This window comes from Delftia acidovorans SPH-1, assembly GCF_000018665.1.
Lineage (GTDB): Bacteria > Pseudomonadota > Gammaproteobacteria > Burkholderiales > Burkholderiaceae_C > Comamonas > Comamonas acidovorans.
Genome location: NC_010002.1, coordinates 6,747,840 through 6,767,514, shown reverse-complemented (window position 1 = coordinate 6,767,514; position 19,675 = coordinate 6,747,840). Strand labels below are relative to the sequence as shown.

At 67.1% G+C, this 19,675-nt stretch carries 23 protein-coding genes; 17 read left to right on the top strand and 6 right to left on the bottom strand.

The annotated features are described in order from the left end of the window. Positions 1-399: 399 nt before the first annotated feature. The 7 genes from rpmH (at position 400) to DACI_RS30620 (ending at position 6,246) form a co-directional block, all read left to right on the top strand. Positions 400-534 carry a 50S ribosomal protein L34 gene (gene rpmH / locus DACI_RS30650; protein WP_012207856.1) on the top strand — a complete coding sequence of 45 codons (135 nt, stop codon included), beginning with the start codon at positions 400-402 and terminating at the stop codon, positions 532-534. 58 nt (positions 535-592) lie between these two features. Next, entirely contained in the window at positions 593-1,102 is a 510-nt protein-coding gene (locus DACI_RS30645) for a ribonuclease P protein component (RefSeq protein WP_012207855.1), read from the top strand. Further along, entirely contained in the window at positions 1,099-1,389 is a 291-nt protein-coding gene (gene yidD / locus DACI_RS30640) for a membrane protein insertion efficiency factor YidD (RefSeq protein ID WP_012207854.1), read from the top strand. Before DACI_RS30645 ends, yidD begins: the two co-directional genes overlap by 4 nt. Continuing rightward, complete coding sequence (yidC, locus tag DACI_RS30635; protein WP_012207853.1) at positions 1,386-3,098, top strand: membrane protein insertase YidC; 1,713 nt, start codon at positions 1,386-1,388, stop codon at positions 3,096-3,098. The genes yidD and yidC overlap by 4 nt, the downstream gene beginning before the upstream one ends. A 99-nt stretch (positions 3,099-3,197) precedes the next feature. Further along, entirely contained in the window at positions 3,198-4,619 is a 1,422-nt protein-coding gene (gene mnmE / locus DACI_RS30630; RefSeq protein ID WP_012207852.1) for a tRNA uridine-5-carboxymethylaminomethyl(34) synthesis GTPase MnmE, read from the top strand. A gap of 218 nt (positions 4,620-4,837) precedes the next feature. After that, positions 4,838-5,317 (top strand): Crp/Fnr family transcriptional regulator, encoded by a 480-nt coding sequence (locus tag DACI_RS30625; RefSeq protein WP_012207851.1) that lies wholly within the window; start codon positions 4,838-4,840, stop codon positions 5,315-5,317. Between the two features lie 176 nt (positions 5,318-5,493). Then, positions 5,494-6,246, top strand: coding sequence for a hypothetical protein (locus DACI_RS30620; RefSeq protein WP_043783080.1), 753 nt, complete (start codon positions 5,494-5,496; stop codon positions 6,244-6,246). A 17-nt stretch (positions 6,247-6,263) separates the two neighbouring features. Here the strand turns inward: DACI_RS30620 and DACI_RS30615 are convergent, their stop codons facing one another. Then, on the bottom strand, positions 6,264-6,821 hold the full coding sequence (locus tag DACI_RS30615) for an adenine phosphoribosyltransferase (protein ID WP_012207849.1): 558 nt from the start codon (positions 6,819-6,821) through the stop codon (positions 6,264-6,266). Positions 6,822-6,918: 97 nt separating this feature from the next. Here DACI_RS30615 and DACI_RS30610 point away from each other — a divergent pair, with 97 nt between their 5' ends. From DACI_RS30610 to DACI_RS30595, 4 genes are read left to right on the top strand one after another with little or no spacing between them, the layout of a single operon-like run. Next, the gene (locus DACI_RS30610) at positions 6,919-7,920 is read left to right on the top strand and encodes a KpsF/GutQ family sugar-phosphate isomerase (RefSeq protein ID WP_012207848.1); all 1,002 of its coding nucleotides are present in this window, start codon (positions 6,919-6,921) and stop codon (positions 7,918-7,920) included. After that, positions 7,920-8,480 carry a KdsC family phosphatase gene (locus DACI_RS30605; RefSeq protein ID WP_012207847.1) on the top strand — a complete coding sequence of 187 codons (561 nt, stop codon included), beginning with the start codon at positions 7,920-7,922 and terminating at the stop codon, positions 8,478-8,480. The genes DACI_RS30610 and DACI_RS30605 overlap by 1 nt, the downstream gene beginning before the upstream one ends. Continuing rightward, entirely contained in the window at positions 8,477-9,094 is a 618-nt protein-coding gene (lptC, locus tag DACI_RS30600) for an LPS export ABC transporter periplasmic protein LptC (RefSeq protein ID WP_012207846.1), read from the top strand. The genes DACI_RS30605 and lptC overlap by 4 nt, the downstream gene beginning before the upstream one ends. 42 nt (positions 9,095-9,136) lie before the next feature. Further along, complete coding sequence (locus DACI_RS30595) at positions 9,137-9,937, top strand: SDR family oxidoreductase (RefSeq protein WP_012207845.1); 801 nt, start codon at positions 9,137-9,139, stop codon at positions 9,935-9,937. 104 nt (positions 9,938-10,041) lie between these two features. On the opposite strand, the gene DACI_RS30590 is transcribed toward DACI_RS30595, so the two are convergent. Continuing rightward, on the bottom strand, positions 10,042-10,572 hold the full coding sequence (locus DACI_RS30590) for an RNA recognition motif domain-containing protein (protein WP_012207844.1): 531 nt from the start codon (positions 10,570-10,572) through the stop codon (positions 10,042-10,044). A 255-nt stretch (positions 10,573-10,827) separates the two neighbouring features. After that, positions 10,828-11,202 carry an RNA recognition motif domain-containing protein gene (locus tag DACI_RS30585; protein ID WP_012207843.1) on the bottom strand — a complete coding sequence of 125 codons (375 nt, stop codon included), beginning with the start codon at positions 11,200-11,202 and terminating at the stop codon, positions 10,828-10,830. A 493-nt stretch (positions 11,203-11,695) separates the two neighbouring features. On the opposite strand from DACI_RS30585, the gene DACI_RS30580 reads away from it, so the two are divergent. From DACI_RS30580 to DACI_RS30565, 4 genes are all read left to right on the top strand, one after another. After that, a complete protein-coding gene (locus DACI_RS30580; protein ID WP_034397481.1) occupies positions 11,696-12,274 on the top strand; it encodes a TMEM165/GDT1 family protein in 579 nt (192 codons plus the stop codon). Positions 12,275-12,380: 106 nt separating this feature from the next. Then, positions 12,381-13,529, top strand: a complete 1,149-nt coding sequence (gene metX / locus DACI_RS30575; protein ID WP_012207841.1) for a homoserine O-succinyltransferase MetX — start codon at positions 12,381-12,383, stop codon at positions 13,527-13,529. Continuing rightward, positions 13,526-14,110: a methionine biosynthesis protein MetW gene (gene metW / locus DACI_RS30570; protein WP_012207840.1), complete on the top strand. Its 585-nt coding sequence runs from the start codon at positions 13,526-13,528 to the stop codon at positions 14,108-14,110. Before metX ends, metW begins: the two co-directional genes overlap by 4 nt. 72 nt (positions 14,111-14,182) lie before the next feature. Further along, positions 14,183-15,346: a glycerophosphodiester phosphodiesterase gene (locus tag DACI_RS30565; protein ID WP_043783077.1), complete on the top strand. Its 1,164-nt coding sequence runs from the start codon at positions 14,183-14,185 to the stop codon at positions 15,344-15,346. Here DACI_RS30565 and DACI_RS30560 read toward each other — a convergent pair. Next, positions 15,330-15,980: an NAD(P)H-dependent oxidoreductase gene (locus DACI_RS30560; RefSeq protein WP_012207838.1), complete on the bottom strand. Its 651-nt coding sequence runs from the start codon at positions 15,978-15,980 to the stop codon at positions 15,330-15,332. The genes DACI_RS30565 and DACI_RS30560 overlap by 17 nt on opposite strands. Positions 15,981-16,032: 52 nt before the next feature. Beyond that, positions 16,033-16,530 carry a MerR family transcriptional regulator gene (locus DACI_RS30555; protein WP_225971015.1) on the bottom strand — a complete coding sequence of 166 codons (498 nt, stop codon included), beginning with the start codon at positions 16,528-16,530 and terminating at the stop codon, positions 16,033-16,035. An 11-nt stretch (positions 16,531-16,541) separates the two neighbouring features. On the opposite strand from DACI_RS30555, the gene DACI_RS30550 reads away from it, so the two are divergent. Beyond that, a complete protein-coding gene (locus DACI_RS30550) occupies positions 16,542-18,050 on the top strand; it encodes a M20 family metallopeptidase (RefSeq protein ID WP_043783073.1) in 1,509 nt (502 codons plus the stop codon). Further along, the gene (locus DACI_RS30545; RefSeq protein ID WP_012207835.1) at positions 18,050-18,934 is read left to right on the top strand and encodes an alpha/beta hydrolase; all 885 of its coding nucleotides are present in this window, start codon (positions 18,050-18,052) and stop codon (positions 18,932-18,934) included. The genes DACI_RS30550 and DACI_RS30545 overlap by 1 nt, the downstream gene beginning before the upstream one ends. Here DACI_RS30545 and DACI_RS30540 read toward each other — a convergent pair. After that, a complete protein-coding gene (locus DACI_RS30540; protein WP_012207834.1) occupies positions 18,921-19,673 on the bottom strand; it encodes a 16S rRNA (uracil(1498)-N(3))-methyltransferase in 753 nt (250 codons plus the stop codon). The genes DACI_RS30545 and DACI_RS30540 overlap by 14 nt on opposite strands. Between the last annotated feature and the right edge of the window lie 2 nt (positions 19,674-19,675).

Genomic DNA, 19,675 nt, shown 5'->3' with positions numbered 1-19,675 from the left:
GTGGATAGGAGGAACTGTTGCGAGGCTGCCATTGTAGCTTTTGCGGAAGTTATCCACAAAATATCAGAAGCTTGTCCTCCGCCTTGTCGCAAAATGGGCAGGCATCCTTCGGGTTCGAAGGGCATTGCATCAAGTGGACAACGCTGTGATAATCGCGGGTTTCCCTGAATGTGTTCAGGGTGATATGTCCCGCCCGTCTGCATCGGGTCTGCATGCTGCCGCTGGCGGCCTTGGGCGAAACCTCTCGGGGTTGCTCCTTGGGCTGCACATGGCAAGTGCATCGTGCAGATTTTTGGCAGGTGGCCTGGCGGTTTGCCTTTGTGGCGGCTGCTGGCTGCACTGCGTGTAGCGTGCCGGATACGGGACCGGTGCAAAACTGAACCTTCTCTAGGAACCAACATGAAACGTACTTACCAACCCTCCAAGACCCGTCGCGCCCGCACCCACGGCTTTCTGGTCCGCATGAAGACCAAGGGCGGCCGCGCCGTGATCAACGCTCGCCGCGCCAAGGGCCGCAAGCGTCTGGCCGTCTAAGGCCAGCCATTGCTGGGCGGTTTGCTCGCTGCACTGAACCCCTGAACGGGGTGCTGGCATGCAACGGCTGAAAACACGTCCGCAGTTTCAGGCCGCCATGGCTGCCGGTACGGTATCGCGTACCGCGCATTTCGCCCTGCACCGTCTCGTTCTGACGGAGCAGGGCGGCGCCATGGCGCCACCGACAGGGCCCGGGTCGCAAGACCCGCAGGCCCTGTTCGGCGTTGGCGCCGTGCGCCAGGATGCCTGGCTGGGCGCCATGGTGCCCAAGCGCTGGGCGCGCCGCTCGGTGACGCGACACACCATCAAGCGGCAGATCTATGCCGTGGGCAGCGAGCATGAGACCCTGATGCTCCAAGGCGCCCATGTGGTGCGGCTGCGCTCGGGCTTTGACCGGCGCCAGTTCGTGAGCGCCACTTCTGATGTGCTCCGGCAGGCCGTGCGCGCCGAGCTGCAGCAGTTGTTCGCCTATGCGGCGAAACGCCTGTCGCAGCCTGCGCCCGAGCTGCCGCAGCCCGCACAGGAACGCGCCGCAGCCGCTGGCGAGAGCATCGGGGTTGCGCCATGATGCAGCGGCTGCTGATGGCGCTGGTGCGCGGCTATCGGCTGATGCTCAGTCCCTGGCTGGGCTCGGCCTGCCGCTTCACGCCCACCTGCTCGGCCTATTCCCTTGAAGCGTTGGAGCAACACGGCGCTGCGGTAGGCTCCTACCTGACGCTGCGCCGCCTGGCGCGCTGTCATCCGTGGTGTGACGGGGGGCATGACCCTGTGCCAGAGCAAAAGCCCAGGCTGTTCACCAGCCTGACGGCTGCGCCCGAAAACACCCAACCTTCCTCACCTAAGAAGTCTTCATGAACGATATTCGCCGCACCATCCTGTGGGTGATATTTGGCTTTTCGCTGGTCTTGCTATGGGACAAATGGCAAGTGCACAGCGGCAAGAAGGCCACTTTCTTCCCCGCGCCTGCCGTCGCCACGGCCCCGGCACCTGAAACGGGCAAGGCGCCCGGCGATGCCAGCGTGCCCTCGGCGGCTGCTGCGGCAACGGCCGGTGCCGGCGAAGTGCCTGGCGGGGCTGCCGCCGCGCCCGAGGCAGCCCCGCGCCAGAACGTCACCATCAGCACCGACGTGCTGCGCCTGACCTTCGACAGCCAGGGCGGCACGCTGCGCCATGCCGAACTGCTCAAGTACGCGGATTCCGTGCACAAGGACAAGCCCGTGGTGCTGTTCGACGAGAGCGTGCACCGCGTGTACCTGGGCCAGTCGGGCCTGATCGGCGGCGGTTTCCCCACGCACAAGACGACCATGACCGCGCTGCCCGGCGCGCGCGAGCTCAAGGACGGCGAGGACCAGATGGAACTGCGCTTCGAGTCGCCCGACATGGGTGGCGTGAAGCTGGTCAAGATCTGGACGCTCAAGCGCGGCGCCTACGACATCGGCGTGCGCCATGAAGTGGTGAACACCGGCACGGCGGCCGTGAGCCCGCAGCTGTACCTGCAACTGGTGCGCGACGGCAACAAGCCCGAAGGCGAACAGTCCACCATGTACTCCACCTTCACGGGCCCGGCCGTCTACACCGACGAGAAGAAGTACCAGAAGGTCGAGTTCAAGGACATCGAGAGCGGCAAGGCCAGCGTCGAGAAGTCGTCCTCGGGCGGCTACGTGGCCATGGTCCAGCATTACTTCGCCAGCGCCTGGCTGCTGGCCGAAGGCATCCAGCGCGACAACTTCCTGCGCAAGGTGGACAACAACCTCTACGCCGTCGGCATGATCACGCCGGTGGGCACCATCGAGCCCGGCCAGAGCAAGAGCGTGGAAGCGCGCCTGTTCGCCGGTCCCCAGATCGAAAAGCGCCTGGAATCGCTGGCGCCCGGGCTGGAGCTGGTCAAGGACTATGGCTGGCTGACCATCCTGGCCAAGCCGCTGTACTGGCTGCTGGACAAGCTGCACGGCTTCCTGGGCAACTGGGGCTGGTCCATCGTGGCCCTGGTGCTGCTGCTGAAGATCGCCTTCTACTGGCTCAATGCCAAGGCCTACTCCTCGATGGCCAAGATGAAGGCCATCAACCCGCGCATCATGGAAATGCGTGAGCGCCTCAAGGACAAGCCCCAGCAGATGCAGCAGGAGATGATGCGCATCTACCGCGAGGAAAAGGTCAACCCCATGGGCGGCTGCCTGCCCATCATCATCCAGATCCCGGTATTCATCGCGCTGTACTGGGTGCTGCTGTCCAGCGTGGAAATCCGCAACGCGCCCTGGATCGGCTGGATCACCGACCTGTCGGCCAAGGATCCTCTGTTCATCCTGCCCGTGCTGATGACCCTGTCCTCGCTGCTGCAGACCGCGCTGAACCCCGCTCCGCCGGATCCGATGCAGGCCAAGATGATGTGGATCATGCCCCTGGTCTTCAGCGTGATGTTCTTCTTCTTCCCGGCCGGCCTGGTGCTGTACTGGCTGACGAACAACATCCTGTCCATCGCCCAGCAGTGGATCATCAACACCCGCATGGGCGTGCCGCCGCAGTTCAACCTGCCCAAATTCGGCAAGTCCACGCCGGCCAAGTAAGCCTGCGAAGGCCCTGGCTCCAAAGCCCGCTTCGGCGGGCTTTTTCCATGGGCGGCCTATCATCGGCGGCCTGAAATCCCTCCCAAGAAAGCTCCATCCATGCTGCCCCGCCACAACGACCCCATCGCCGCCATCGCCACCGCCCCGGGGCGGGGTGCCGTGGGCATCGTGCGTGTGTCCGGCAAGGGCGTGGCGCCGCTGGTGCGGGCGCTGTGCGGGCGCGACCTCAAGCCGCGCGAGGCCACCTATCTGCCGTTTCGCGATGCCCAGGGCGGCCCCATCGACCACGGCCTGGCCCTGTTCTTCCCGGCGCCGCACAGCTACACCGGCGAGGATGTGCTGGAGTTGCAGGCCCACGGCGGCCCCGTCGTTTTGCAACTGCTGCTGGCGCGCTGCCTGGAGGCTGCGCAAGACCCGCGCGAAGGCCATCGCAGCGTGCTGCCGGGCCTGCGCCTGGCCCAGCCCGGTGAATTCACCGAGCGTGCCTTTCTCAACGACAAGATCGACCTGGCCCAGGCCGAGGCCATTGCCGACCTGATCGACGCCAGCACCGAGGCCGCCGCGCGCAGTGCGAGCCGTTCGCTGTCGGGCGCTTTTTCCGAGGAAATCCATGGCCTGCGCGACGCGCTGGTGCACCTGCGCATGCTGGTCGAGGCCACGCTGGACTTTCCCGAGGAAGAGATCGACTTCCTGCAAAAGGCCGATGCCAGCGGCCAGCTCGCGCGGCTGCGCGGCAAGCTGGACCAGGTGCTGTCGCGCGCCCACCAGGGTGCGCTGTTGCGCGAAGGCATCAAGGTCGTGATCGCGGGCCAGCCCAATGCGGGCAAGAGCTCGCTGCTCAACGCGCTGGCCGGTGCGGAGCTGGCCATCGTCACACCGATTGCCGGCACCACGCGCGACAAGGTGCAGCAGACCATCCAGATCGAAGGCGTGCCCCTGCATGTGATCGACACGGCAGGCCTGCGCGAGAGCAGCGACGAGGTCGAGCGCATCGGCATCGCGCGCGCCTGGGACGAGATCGCCGCGGCCGATGCCGTGCTCTTCCTGCACGACCTCACACGCATGGGCGAGCACGACTACCTCGCTGCCGATGCCGCCATTGCCGAAACCCTGGCCCAGAAGCTGCCGCGCCAGGTGCCCGTCATCGATGTATGGAACAAGACCGATCGCGCGGAACCCGCCCGGATGCAGGAGCATGGCGGCCGTGAAGGCAGCGTGGCACTGTCGGCACGCACGGGCGATGGCCTGGATGCACTGCGCCGGCGCCTGCTGGACGTGGCCGGCTGGCAGTCGGCCCCAGAAGGCCTGTACCTGGCGCGCGCGCGCCATGTGGAGGCACTGCAGGCCGTGGCCGCCCACCTGCAGGAGGCCGAGCTGCAGCTGGCGGCCCAGGCCGCCCACCTGGACTTGCTGGCCGAGGAACTGCGCCTGGCCCAGGTCTCGCTGAACTCCATCACCGGGGAATTCAGCTCCGACGATCTGCTGGGCGTGATCTTTTCCAGCTTCTGCATCGGCAAGTGACCGGGCTGCCGGATGGCCCCGACCCATTCGCACAGCCAGCAGAGTTGCTGCAATACTTATCTTTTGCTACAAAATTTGCCGTCGAAAACCCGCTTGTCGGCATTGGCGTGCCCGCTGCCGTCGCTTAGCATGCGGCGTGCCGCAGCGGCCCTCGTCGCTGCCTGCCGCCGGGCGCAGCCCTGGCGCGGGTGCGCGGCCCAATTCCAACCGGATCCGCCATGTCTTCTTCCTCCCACAATGATTTGCGGCCACTGGCCCAGGCCATGTCGTCGGCCGTGGCTGTCGATGGTGTGCAGAACGCACTGACCTTGGAGCAATGGGATCTGCTGGCGCCCTACCTGGTGCCGGTCACGCTGGCGGCGGGCGAGCTGCTGTTTGCCGAAGGTTCGCTGGACCGCAATCTGTACTTCGTGGAGTCCGGCAGCCTCAGCGTGCACTACCAGGATGCGAAGGAGCGCATCCGCCTGGCCATCGTCGGCCCGGGCTCCATCCTGGGCGAGGGCGCCTTCTTCGCCCACCGTGCGCGCCATGCCACCGTGCAGGCGGCTGCGCCGGGACGGCTGTGGTGCCTGACGGCCATGCGCTTCGCCGAACTCAGCAATCGCCAGCCCGGTGTGGCGCTGGCCCTGGTCATGGCGGCCGGCCAGGTGCTTGCCCGCCGTGCTGTGGACAGCCGCCGCCGGGTGGCCAGTACCTGAAAGGCTCCCGGGCAGCACCTGGGGCGGGACGCTCTGCGGGCGCGGGGCGGTGACAGGCCGGCCTTTGCGCTGCGACAAATTGATACAGCGGTTTTGCTGCGCCCGTGCTCGAAATGTCGCAAAGTTGCAGGCACAATGCCGCGAGTTTGTGACTATTCGTGACAATGAGAGCCCCCATGTCTGTGTTCAACTGGTTTTCCCGCAAGCCTGTGCCGGAGCAGGGCCGTGGTTCGCCCGGAGACGATGGCCAGGCCAGTGCCGTGGCGCGTCGTGATGCAGGGCCTGGCGGGCGCCGCAGCGAGCGTTCCGAGCGCCGTGAGCAGCTCTACGGTGTGGTGCGCGATGTCATGGTGCGTGCCGGTGTGTTGTCGGCCAGCTACAAGTTCAAGGTGCTCTCGCTGGACAACGTGGGCCAGCGCTTCGTGGTGATGATGGACCTGGCGCGGGCCTATGCCAGCGAAACCGCGCGGCTCAGCGAGATCGAGGCCATGCTGGCCCAGGCGGCCAAGGCCCGCATGGGTGCGGTCGTGACGGCCGTGTACTGGCGGGTCAGCGACCAGAACGCTGCAGCCCAGGCCCAAGCCCAGGTGCATTCCGCGGCGACGCGCGCCCCGCGTCCCGCCCCGCCCATGGCCGTCCCGGTGGCGGCCGCGATGGAGGCTGCAGCGCCCCAGCGCCGCAGGCAGGACATGGCGCCCTTCGAACCCATAGACGATCAGGAAATGGCGGCCTTCAAGCTCGCCGTGGCGGCCATGCCCGCAGCCGGGCGGGGAGCGGGTTCTGCAGGCTCTGCTGCAGCGGCTCCCGCTGGTGTGCGCCGCTCGGGCCCCTTGCTCGGGCCGGGCGCAGGCGATCGCGGTGCGGACTTTCCCCACAGCACGCTGGACCACCTGGACCTGGGCGTCACCCAGTACGGCGAACTGCGCTGACCGGGCTGCGGCCTGGCTCAGTGGCCGGCGAAATCCACCAGCGTGAACAGCGGCAGTCCGCTATCGCGCAGCAAGGTGGAGCCGCCCAGCTCGGGCAGGTCCACGATGGCCGCGCCCTCGATCACGGTGGCGCCGAGTTTTTCCAGCAGCCGCTTGCCGGCCATCATGGTGCCGCCGGTGGCGATCAGGTCGTCGATCAGCAGCACGCGGTCGCCCGCCTTGACGGCGTCGGTGTGCAGCTCCACGGTGGCACTGCCGTATTCGAGTTCATAGGTTTCCTCCACCGTGGTGAAGGGCAGCTTGCCCTTTTTGCGGATGGGTACAAATCCCACGCCCAATTCGTGGGCCACCACGGCGCCCAGGATGAAGCCGCGCGCATCGAGCCCGGCCACCACATCGGGGCGCATGCCGCGCTGCATGTAGCGGTGCACGAAGGCGTCGGTCATCACGCGAAAGACCTGCGGGTCCTGCAGCAGCGGCGTGATGTCGCGGAACTGCACGCCGGGCGCCGGCCAGTCGGGAACGGTGCGTATGTGCGTGCGCAGGTAGTCGTTGACGCTGGGGGTGGTATGCATGGCGCTGGATCGGGGGCTGGAGAAGACGGGCCAGTGTACCCAGGCGCCCGATGGCGACCGCCGCCGCCGGATGGCCAGACCGCCTAAAATCATCCAGATGAATTCTGATGCTGCCACCCTGGATGCGCTGGACACGCCCCGTGCCCTGCGCCTGGCCCGCGACACCCTGGGCATCGAGGCCGATGCCCTTCAAGCCATGTCGCAGCGCCTTGATGGCGTGTTCGGCGAAGTGGTGCAGCGCATCCTGCGGCTGTCCGGCCGCGTCGTCGTGATGGGCATGGGCAAGAGCGGCCATGTCGGGCGCAAGGTGGCCGCCACCCTGGCTTCCACGGGCACGCCTGCGTTCTTCGTGCATCCGGCCGAGGCCAGCCATGGCGATCTGGGCATGGTGACCGGCATCGACCTGGTGCTGGCGCTGTCCAACAGCGGCGAGGCCGATGAGCTCGCTGCGCTGCTGCCGGCCATCAAGCGCCAGGGCATTGCTCTGGTGGCCATGACAGGCGGCGCGCAATCCACGCTGGCCCGCCATGCCGACTGGGTGCTGAACACCCGTGTCGAGCGCGAGGCCTGCCCCCTGAACCTGGCGCCCACGGCCAGCACCACGGCGCAGATGGCCATGGGCGACGCCCTGGCCGTGGCCCTGCTCGATGCGCGCGGCTTTGGCGCCGAGGACTTTGCGCGCTCCCATCCGGGCGGCGCGCTGGGCCGCAAGCTGCTGACCCATGTGCGTGATGTCATGCGCAGCGGCGATGAACTGCCGAAGGTCGGGGCCGATGCCAGCTTTGTCGAACTGATGCGCGAGATGAGCGCCAAGGGCCTGGGCTGCTCGGCCATCGTCGATGCGGCAGGCGTGCTGCAGGGCATCTTCACCGACGGAGACCTGCGCCGCCGCGTGGAGGCCGGCACCGACCTGCGCGCGCTGCAGGCCGGCGATGTCATGCACAAGGGGCCCCGCACCATCGCCGAAGACGCGCTGGCCGTGGACGCCGCCAGCATGATGGAGGAGCACGGCATCACCGCGGTGCTGGTGGCCGATGCGCAGCGCCAGCTGCGCGGCGTGGTCCATATCCGCGACCTGATGCGCGCCAAGGTGATCTGATGGCACGCGCTCCTTTGACGCCCGTGCAGAACTGGGACGCACAACTGCTGCTGCTGGCACAGGATGTACGGGTGGCCTTCTTCGATGTCGATGGCGTGCTCACCGATGGCGGCCTGCTGTTCTCTGGCGAAGGCGAGGTGCTCAAGCGCTTCAACACGCTGGACGGCCATGGCCTGAAGCTGCTGCAAAAGGCCGGCATCACGCCCGCCGTGGTGACGGGCCGCGATTCGCCGGCCCTGCGCCTGCGGCTGAGCAACCTGGGCGTCACGCATGCGCGCTTTGGCACGGAAGACAAGGTGCCTGCCGCCGAGGCCATTCTGGGGGAGCTGGGCCTGCAGTGGCACCAGGCGGCAGCCATGGGCGACGACTGGCCCGACCTGCCCGTGATGCGGCGCTCCGCCTTTGCCTGCGCGCCGGCCAACGCCCATGACGAGGTGCTGGCCGTGGCCGACTGGATCACGCCGCGCAGCGGTGGCGAAGGGGCGGTGCGCCAGCTGTGCGACTTGCTGCTGGCCGCGCGTGGCGCCTATGCCGGGCTGCTGGCGGAATACGCATCATGATCCAGGCCTGGCGCCGCGTCGGTGACCGGCTTTCCCTGTACCTGCCCGTGCTGCTGATGGGTCTGCTGGCGCTGGGCACCTGGTGGCTGGTGCGCAATGCACCGCAGCCCGTGGCCAGCGGCACCGAAAAGGCCGTGGCGCATGAGCCCGACTACTTCATGAAGGATTTCTCGATCAAGAGCTTCGACGCCACGGGGCGGCTCAAGAGCCAGATCGAGGGCAGCGTGGGCCGCCACTATCCGGATACCGACACCCTCGAAATCGACAACGTGCGCATGTTCGCGGTCTCGCCTGAAGGCCGCATCACGCGCGGCAGCGCCAAGCGGGCGCTGAGCAATGCCGATGGTTCCGAGGTGCAGATGTTTGGCAATGCCGTCGTCACGCGCGAGCCATTTGTGACAGCAGGTAAACAGCCGCAACCGCAGTTGCAATTCCAGGGCGAATTCCTGCACGCCTGGCCCAACGAGGAAAGAGTGAGTTCCAACCAGCCCGTGGTGCTGACCCGTGGCAACGACCGTTTCACGGCCGACAGCATGCAGTACAGCAACCTGGATCTGGTGATGAAGCTGCAGGGCCGCGTGCGCGGCACCCTGCAGCCGTCAAGGACCAAGTAAGGCGCCAGCGCAAGCGCAGGCCCTGCCGATGGAGAACAAGCCATGACGACATCCTCGCGCAGCCCGGCACCCCTGGCCTTCATCACCGGCGCATCCAGCGGCATAGGCCAGGCCCTGGCCTGGCATGCCTACCAGCAAGGCTGGTCGCTGGCACTGGTTGCCCGGCGTGGCGACGTGATGGCGCAATGGGCTGCGCAGCAGGGCCTGGAGGCGTCGCGCTTCGCCATCTACGAGGCCGATGTGGCCGCGCCCGACAGCATCATCGCTGCCGCCCGGCGCTGTGAGCAGCAGCAGGGCCTGCCCGATGTCGTGATTGCCAATGCCGGCGTCAGCTGGGGTGTGGACACCTCGATGCGCGAGGATATCGACACCATGCAGCAGGTGCTGGCCGTCAACACCATGGGCGTGGCGGCCAGTTTCCATCCCTTTATCGCGCCCATGGTGCAGCGTGGCAGCGGGCAGTTGGTCGGTATCGCCAGCGTGGCCGGGCTGCGCGGCCTGCCGGGACATGGTGCTTATTGCGCCAGCAAGGCTGCAGTCATTGCCTATTGCGAAAGCCTTCGCGGTGAATTGCGCAGTAGTGGCGTAAAAGTCACTACATTGCTTCCTGGTTATGTAGATACACCCCTCACACGCGGTAACCGCTATGGCATGCCATTCCTATTGCAGCCCCATGAGTTTGCTGCAAGGGCCTGGCGTTCCATTGATGCCGGGCGCAGCCTGGCCATCATCCCCTGGCAAATGGCGTGGGTTGGCCGTTTGATGAAAATTCTGCCAAACCCCTTGTTTGATCGGCTGCTTGTAGGACGAAAGCGCAAACATCGTCATTCGAAAAATCCCTGAAGTTCGTCGTGCTCAGGGAATATGTTCATGCATAAACTTGCACCCGCAAAAAAGGCTCCCTGAAGGAGCCTTTTCTTGTTTGGGAGAACATGGAGACCGGGGTCTCATTCTCCGTTGTTATTGTTGTTTCCCCAGCCGCCGCCACGGCCGCCATTGCGGGGGCCGGAGCCATAGGGGCTGCGGAAACCACCATCGCCACGGCCGCCGTAGCCGCCGCCACCACCGCCGTCACCACGGCCATAGCCACCACCGCCGCCGCCATCGCTGCGTCCGTAGCCGCCGCCATCACCGCGGCCACCGCCACCGTAGCCACCGCCGCCATCACCACGGCCATAGCCGCCACCACCGCCGCCGCCACCAAAGCCGCCCGAGCGCGGGGGACGAGGCTCCATGGGGCGCGCTTCGTTCACCACGAGGCTGCGCCCGCCCAATGGCTGGCCATTCATGCCTTGAACGGCTGCCTGTGCCTCGGCATCGCTGCCCATTTCGACAAACCCGAATCCCTTGGAGCGGCCTGTGTCGCGTTCCATCATGACCCGGGCGCTGGTGACAGCGCCGAACTGGCTGAATGCCTGCTCCAAGTCGTTGTCACGCACACCATAGGGAAGGTTGCCGACGTAAAGCTTATTGCCCATCAAAAACTCCTCAACTCCTCAATGCTCACTGGTTTGCGCTCGGCTTCAGGACGCACAGACATCAGGTTCTTTGTATACAAGAGCCTGTCCAACCTTCCTAAACACATAGCGTTCGAACGGGTCTGCCCGAAACCAAATTATGAAGCACAAAAATCAAAAAGATAAATGCTCGAAAACACAAGCTGATAACGTTTGGCAACAAAAAAGGGGCCCGAAGGCCCCATTTTTTTGCTAACGCAAGCTCTAAGCGAGTGCTTAGTAGCTGTTGCGACGGCCGCCGCCACCGCCGTAGCCGCCGTCACGGTTGCCGCCGCCGAAGCCGCCGCCACCGCCGCCACCACCAAAGCCGCCGCCGAAGCCGCCGCTACGGGGAGCGCGGGGCTCCATCGGACGGGCTTCGTTGACCACCAGGTCACGGCCGCCGCGGTTTTGGCCGTGCAGGCCTTGGATAGCAGCTTGTGCTTCGGCATCGCTGCCCATTTCGACGAAGCCGAAACCCTTGGAACGGCCGGTGTCGCGCTCCATCATCACTTTGGCGCTGTTGACGGCGCCGAATTCGCTGAAGGCTTGCTCCAGATCGCTGTCACGGAAGGTGTACGGCAGGTTGCCGACGTAAAGCTTGTTGCCCATGGAGGACTCCTGAAAAAACTGGAAAACGCGATGGAGCCCTAGGGAGTCAACACGGGATGACAACGTTAGAGACGCAAACGCACTCGCCCTCATTGAGCCGAAGCCCGAACGAAAGCCTGCCCATTATGTGGCAGAAGTTTTCGCACGTTATTACTGTTTCGCAAAAATTCGTCGTGCCCGCCACAGAATGCCCCTGGGAGTAACCCTGAAATTGCGGCAGCGCATAAGCAAGTGCCGTGGCGGCAGTGGTGGCCGGCATGCGGATCGGGGTGCTGCTATGATCGCCGCCTCAGTCTTTGGGGAGTAGATCGTTCGGCTCAGTGGCCGGATGCATGCGTCAACAAACTTGGGCCTTCGCTGGCCTATGGCGTATGCGGCGCGCAGTGCAATGCTGCGTGTGACCGATCGAGACCATTGACCGCGCACCGATCCAAAGGCCGGAGTCGGAGCGTGGTCAATGCGTGCTCTATCCGGCCGGATAAATCCCCACACCATGGAAGCCTTCCTGATTTCAACCTCCGTCGTCGCACTTGCCGAGATGGGGGACAAGACCCAGCTGCTGTCGCTGGTGCTCGCCGCGCGTTTTCGCAAACCCTGGCCCATCGTTGCGGGCATTTTCGTGGCCACGCTGGTCAACCATGCGCTGGCCGGTGCCGTGGGCGCCTGGATCACCAGCTACCTGGGCGAGAACGCCATGCGCTGGATCCTGGGCCTGTCCTTCATTGCCATGGCGATCTGGATGCTGATCCCTGACAAGCTCGACGAGGACGAGGTCTCCGGGCATTCGCGCTGGGGCGTCTTCGGCACCACGCTGGTGGCCTTCTTCCTGGCCGAGATGGGCGACAAGACGCAGATCGCCACCGTGATGCTGGCGGCCAAGTACAACGCCTACCTGTGGGTGGTGGCCGGCACCACGCTGGGCATGATGCTGGCCAACGCGCCTGTGGTGTGGCTGGGCGACAAGCTGGTCAAGCGCGTGCCCATACGCCTGGTGCATGTGGTGTCGGCCGTGATCTTCCTGGTGCTGGGCGTGCTGGCCCTGTTCCTTCCGGGGACGGGCGTTTTGGCATAATGAGCCTTCATGCGCCGATTTGCTTCTGCTTGCGGGCGCTTTATAAATCCTGCTAAAGACGACACCAGAGAACCCGGCCTCGTTTTTAGCGATGCCGGGTTTTTTCATGTCCTTCATCGCCACACCACAAACCATGCACTTCGACGAGCCCCTGCCGCTGCAGGGCGGCGGCTCGATCCGGGACTACGACCTCGCCTACGAGACCTACGGGCAGCTCAATGCCGATCGCAGCAACGCGGTGCTGGTCTGCCATGCGCTCAATGCCTCCCACCATGTGGCAGGCGTCTACGAGGGCCAGGCCAAGAGCGAGGGCTGGTGGGACAACATGATCGGCCCGGGCAAGCCCGTGGATACGAACCGGTTCTTCGTGATCGGCGTGAACAACCTGGGCTCGTGCTTTGGCTCGACCGGCCCCATGCACGCGCATCCCGACACCGGCAAGATCTATGGCGCCGACTTCCCCGTGGTCACTGTGGAGGACTGGGTGGACGCCCAGGCCCGGCTGCTGGACCGGCTGGGCATTGGCCAGCTGGCCGCCGTGCTGGGCGGCAGCCTGGGCGGCATGCAGGCGCTGTCGTGGTCGCTGCGCCACCCTGACCGCATGCGCCACGCCGTGGTCGTGGCCAGCGCGCCCAACCTCAATGCCGAGAACATCGCCTTCAACGAGGTGGCGCGCCGCGCCATCGTCACCGACCCGGATTTCCACGGCGGGCATTTCTACGAACACGGCGTGGTGCCGGCGCGGGGACTGCGCATCGCCCGCATGATCGGCCACATCACCTACCTCAGCGACGACGTGATGAACCAGAAGTTCGGCCGCCAGCTGAGGGAGGGGCTGGACCTGAAGTACAGCACGCAGGACGTGGAGTTCCAGATCGAGAGCTACCTGCGCTACCAGGGCGAGAAGTTCAGCAGCTACTTCGACGCCAACACCTACCTGCTGATCACGCGTGCGCTCGATTATTTCGACCCGGCGCGCGCGCATGGCGGCGACCTGACCCGGGCGCTGTCCGTGGCCAAGGCCGGCTTCCTGCTGGTGAGCTTCACCACCGACTGGCGCTTTGCCCCCGCGCGCAGCCGCGAGCTGGTCAAGTCGCTGCTGGAGAACAACCGCGACGTCAGCTACGCCGAGATCGACGCGCCCCACGGCCATGACGCCTTCCTGCTCGACGACCCCCGCTATATGAAGGTGATGCGCTCCTACTTTGACAACATCGCCCAGGAAACCACGACAGCCGCCAAGGAGGCCGCATGACCGAGCTGAACACCATGCAGGCGATTGCGCGCCTGATCCCCAAGGGCTCGCGCGTGCTCGACCTGGGCTGCGGCGATGGCGCCCTGCTGTCGCACCTGCAGCGCGAGCGTGGCTGCACCGGCTACGGCGTGGAACTGGACGACGCCAATGTGCTGGCCTGCGTGCGCCGGGGCGTGAACGTGCTGCAGCTGAACCTGGAGGACGGCCTGGCCATCTTCCAGGACAACAGCTTCGACGTGGTGCTGCAGATCGACACGCTGCAGCATCTGCGCAATGCCGAGACCATGCTGCAGGAGACGGCGCGCATAGGGCGCGCGGGCATCGTCGCCTTCCCCAACTTCGCGCACTGGCCCAACCGCCTGTCCGTGCTGCGCGGACGCATGCCGGTGACGCGGCGCCTGCCCTACCAGTGGTATGACACGCCCAATATCCGCGTGGGCACCTACAAGGACTTCGAGGTGCTGGCCACCCGCAACCGGCTGCGCATCCTGGACTCCTTCGGCCTGCAGGATGGCCGCAGCGTGCGCACCCTGCCCAATCTCATGGCGGGCACGGCCGTCTTCCATTTCGAGCACGCCTGAGCGGCGGTCCGGTCCATGCCCGTGTCATGGGTGGCGCGCACAATCGACGGATTGCGAACCCGAAAGGCAGACATGAACCGCTTCCCACGCCGCCGCGCGCTGGCCCTGGCCGGCGCGGCCGCCGGCCTGCTGCTGGCAGGCTGCGCCACGCCGCAGGCCGCCAATTCCCCATCGCAGGCCGCGGACTGGCCTCCCCGGCCCGCGCTGATCGCGCACCGCGGCGCATCGGCACTGCGGCCAGAGCACACGCTGGAGGCCTACCGGGAGGCCATACGCGCGGGCGCCGACTTCATCGAGCCCGACCTGGTCATCACGCGTGATGGCGTGCTGGTGGCGCGGCATGAGAACGCCATCGCCATCCTCGCGGCCGACGGCAGCCTCAAGGAGGCCACCACCAATGTGGCCGACCGCCCCGAGTTCGCGGCGCGCAAGACCACCAAAACCATCGAGGGGCAGGCGATCACGGGCTGGTTCGTGGAGGATTTCACGCTGGCCGAGCTGAAGACGCTGCGTGCGCGTGAACGCATCCCGGCGATCCGCCCGGCGAATGTGCAGTTCAATGACCGTTTCGAGGTGCCCACGCTGCAGGAGGTCATCGACCTGGCCAAGGCGGAGAGCGCGCGCACGAACCGCACCATAGGCATCTATCCCGAGACCAAGCACCCGAGCTACTTCCAGTCCATCGGCCTGCCGCTGGAGCCCGTGCTGCTGAAGCTGCTTGCGGACAACGGCTGGAACCATGCACAGGCGCCAGTCTTCGTGCAGTCCTTCGAGGTCGAGAACCTGCGCTGGATGCGTGCGCGCAGCAGCCTGCGCCTGGTGCAGTTGCTGGCGCCCAAGGGCAAGCCCTATGACAGCGTGGCACGCGGCACGGGCCCCGGCTATGCCGACATGGTCACGCCCGCAGGCCTGGCCGAGATCGCGCGCTATGCCAATGGCATAGGGCCGAGCAAGAGCATGGTGATCCCCGTGGTGCAGGGCGCCAATGCGGCGCCCACGGCGCTGGTGGCCGATGCCCACCGTGCCGGGCTCCTGGTCCATCCCTGGACGCTGCGACCCGAGAACGCCTTCCTGCCCCTGAGCCTGAAATCGCCGCCCGCACAGGACGGCGCCCGGCGCGGCAATGCACGCGCCGACATGGACGATTTTCTGCGCACGGGCATCGACGGCATCTTCACCGACGATCCGTCGGTGGGGCGCGCGGCCATCGATGACCTGCTCAAACCGAAGCCTTGAGACGGCGCGCCGCCGCGCGCCGGCCTGCTGCCTGCGCCTGCTCCAGCCACTGCTGCACACGGGCGGCCTCGGCGCCGAGCACGGGGCCGAAGCTATGTATGCGCACGGGCCGGATGCCGCTGAATTCCAGGATGGCGCGGCGCATCTGGTGGTGGCCCGGCATGTGCGCCACCCAACGGTAGTACCAGGGCGGTGAATCCATGCTCACCAGCAGGTCGGCCGTGCGGCCGGCCAGCAGCCGGTCCCACAGCACCGAGCCCTTGCGGTACTTGAAGGCGAAGCCCGGCAGAAAGATGCGGTCGATGAAGCCCTTGAGCAAGGCCGGCAGGCCGCCCCACCAGGTGGGATAGGCCCATGCCAGGTGGCTGGCCCAGAGGATGTCGGCCTGGGCGCGCTGCAGGTCAGGCTCCAGGGGCTGGTCCTGGCGGTAGCCGGCATGCAGCAGCGGGTCGAAGTCCAGTTCGCCCAGGCGCAGCAGGCGTACCTCGGCGCCGCTGTCGCGTGCGCCCTGTGCGTAGGCGTCGGCCAGGCCTGCGCACAGGCTGCTGGCCGACGGGTGGCCGAGGATGATCAGGATGCGCTGGGGATGCGTATCGGCAGGAGGGCGGGAGGTGCTTGGAGACATGGAGCCCATGTTCGCCTTGCCCCTTGGGGCAGGGTCAAGCACCCGGGCTCAGGCCGCGTGCTCAGGCCAATGCGGGTTCGCAGGCGCCCTGGGTACCTGCCGTCTCCAGGCTGCATTCGAGCAGTTCGCGCTCCAGCGCCGCCAACTGGGACTGCTGTGCCTGGAGGCGCCGGATGTCCGCCTGAACCTGGGTGCTGCGCTCGCGCAGCAGCCGGGCCAGGGCTTCCCAGCTTGCGGCCTCATGGATGCGGTGCAGGCCGTGCAGCTCGTCCAGCCGAAAGCCCAGTCCCAGCGCCTGGCGGATGCGCTGCACAAGCACCAGGTCCTGCTCGCCATAGATGCGGTAGCTGCCTGCCCGTGCCACGGCGCCGAGCAGGCCCCGTGATTCATACAGCCGGACGGCCTTGGGCGAGCAGCCGGCGCGTCGGGCGAGTTCTCCGATATACATGGCGCGATCGTAGTCGTTGGCGGCGGGGTGTCCGGGGTCCGTGCCGCCTTGGCGCACAATGACCGGATCGCGGCGCTGGCTTCGCTCGAACGGTGCGCCGACCCATGACACGAGGACCCGCCATGAACGCACGCACCCCTTCGCAGCTGCTGCAGCCCGCAGCCGCGCTTGACCAGATCAGCCGCTCCTGGGACGATCGCATCGTCCCGGCGCTGACCGAGTACATCGCCATTCCCGCCAAGTCGCCCATGTTCGCGCCCGACTGGGAGCAGCAGGGCCACCTGGAGACCGTGCTGCGCAATGCGGCCGACTGGGTGCTGGCGCAGAGGGTGGCCGGCCTGACGCTGGAGATCGTGCGCCAGCCCGGCCGCACGCCGGTGCTGTTCTTCGAGGTGGAGGGCACGCAGGACAAGGCGGCCTCCAGCCCCACGGTGCTGATGTACGGCCATCTGGACAAGCAGCCAGAGTTCGACGGCTGGCGCAGCGACCTGGGCCCGTGGACGCCCAAGTACGAGAACGGCAAGCTCTATGGCCGTGGCGGCGCCGACGACGGCTATGCGGTCTACGCCAGCATCGCGGCCGTGCAGGAGCTCAAGCGCCAGGGCGTGCCGCACCCGCGCATCCTGGGCCTGATCGAGACCTGCGAGGAAAGCGGCTCGCGCGACCTGCTGCCCTATGTCGATGCCCTGCGTCCGCGCCTGGGCGATGTGGGCCTGGTGATCTGCCTGGACAGCGGCGCCGGCAACTACGACCAGCTGTGGCTGACCACCAGCCTGCGCGGCATGGCCAGCGGCACGCTGAAGGTGGAAATCCTCACCGAGGGCGTGCATTCGGGCGATGCCTCGGGCGTCGTGCCGTCGTCCTTCCGCATCCTGCGTCAGGTGCTGGACCGGCTGGAGGACAGCAAGACCGGGCGCCTGCTGCCTGCCAGCTTCCACTGCGAGGTGCCGGCCGAGCGCATGGCGCAGATGCGCGATACGGCGGCCATCCTGGGCGAGGAGACCTATGCCCGCTTCCCCTGGGCGCACTACGACTGCGGCGGCTCCACGCTGTTCGCCCTGCCCACCACCACCGACCCGGTCCAGGCCCTGGTCAAGCGTACCTGGGAGCCCACGTTGAGCGTGACCGGCGCCGAGGGCCTGCCCGCGCTGCAGGACGCCGGCAACGTGCTGCGCCCCTATACCGCCTTCAAGCTCAGCCTGCGCCTGCCGCCCCTGGTCGATGCCGCTGCCTGCGTGCAGGAAATGAAGGCGCTGCTGGAGGACAACGCGCCCTACCAGGCCCGTGTGACCTGGCAGGGCCTGTCGGGCGCCAGCGGCTGGAATGCGCCGGCCATGGACGGCTGGTTCGAGGACGCGCTCAACGCGGCAAGCCAGGCGCATTTCGGCGCCTCCTGCGGCTACATCGGCCAGGGCGGCACGATTCCGCTGATGAACATGCTCAGCCAGGGCTTTCCCAAGGCCCAGATGATGGTCTGCGGCGTGCTCGGTCCCAAGAGCAATGCCCACGGTCCCAATGAATTCCTGCACGTGCCCTATGCCAAGAAGCTCACGGCCGCCGTGGCCCAGGTGATCGCTGCCATGGCCGGGGCGCAGGCAGCCGCCGAGGCGGGCGCTGCTGGCGTGGCGTGATGGCAGCGCCGGCCCCCGCACCCGTTCCCGCACCTGCCTCGCAAGGCCAGGTCACGCGCCTTGCGTCCAGCGACGGCGCCGAGCTGTCGCTGCGCGACTGGCCCGTGGACGGGGGCCAGGCGCGCGCCACCGTGCTGCTGGTGCACGGCCTGGGCGAGCACATCGGCCGCTATGAGGCGCTGGCCCGGCGCCTCAATGCCTGGGGCTATGCGGTGCGCGGCTACGACCAATACGGCCATGGGCGCTCGGCAGGGCCGCGCGGCGGCTTGACGGCCGATGGCCGGCTGCTGGATGACCTTGCCGCCGTGGTCGATGCCACGCGTGCCCAGCAGCCCGCTGGCCAGCCGCTGGTGCTGCTGGGCCACAGCCTGGGCGGCCTGGTGGCTGCGCTGTTCGTGGCGCGTGCCATCCGGCCTGTCGATGCGCTGGTGCTGTCTTCGCCGGCCTTCGACGTGGGTCTGTCGCCCATCCAGAAGCTGCTCGTGGGCACGCTGCCGCGCCTGGTGCCCGACCTGCGCGTGTCCAACGGCCTGCAGATTCCCTATCTCTCGCATGACGTGGCGGTCTGCGATGCCTACCGCGCCGATCCGCTGTGCCATGACCGCATCAGCGCACGGCTGGCGCGCTTTCTGGCGCAGGGCGGCCCGCAGGTGCTGGCCCGCGCGGGGCAGTGGGGCGTGCCCAGCCTGCTGATGTGGGCGGGGGACGACAGGCTGGTGGCGCCGGCCGGCAGCCAGGCCTTTGCCGACCGCGCGCCACCGGCCGTGGTACAGGCGCAGTGCTTTGACGGCGCCTACCACGAGCTGTTCAACGAGCGCGATGACTTCGCCGCGCCCGTGTTCGCGCGGCTGCGCGACTGGCTGGGCCGCTTCAGGCCAGCGTAAGCGCCGCCAGCGCAGCCAGGGGCGCGGTTTCCGCGCGCAGCACGCGTGGCCCCAGCGTGACGGGCACAAAGCCCTGGGCACGGGCCAGGGCCTCCTCGGCAGGCGACAGGCCGCCCTCGGGGCCGGAGAGAAAGACCACGGGTGCATCCTCGGCCGTGGCATCCAGGACCTCACCCAGCGGCCGCGTGCCCTCGCCCAGCGACAGCAGCAGGCGCAGCGTGCCGGGCGGCAGCTGTTGCGCCCCGCTCTCGAGCCAGTCCTCCAGGTCTGCCGGGGTGTGCAGCGGGGGAACGCGGTTGCGCGTGCACTGCTCGCAGGCCGATACGGCCACGGCCTGCCAGTGGGCGAGTTTTTTCTCGGCGCGCTCGCCCTTGAGCTTGAGCACGCTGCGCTCGGCCACCAGCGGGGTGATGCTGGCGGCGCCCAGCTCGGCCGCCTTCTCCACCAGCCAGTCCATGCGTTCGTTGGCCGTGATGCCTGCCAGCAGGTGCACGGGGCGCAGGGGCTCGCGTTCCACGGCGTGGTGCGCGCCTATGCGCACGGCCACGTCGCTGCGGCCCATGCGCAGCACGGTGGCCTCGAACTCGCCGCCGCTGAAGCCTTCGCCGGCGCGGCCTTCGAAGAGGGTGATGCCGTCGCCGGGCTGCAGGCGCAGCACCTGCACATGGCGCGCCGCGCCGGGCGGCAGGTCGATGTCGGCGCCGCTGCGCAGCGCAATGGGGCAGTGAAAGCGTGGCATGG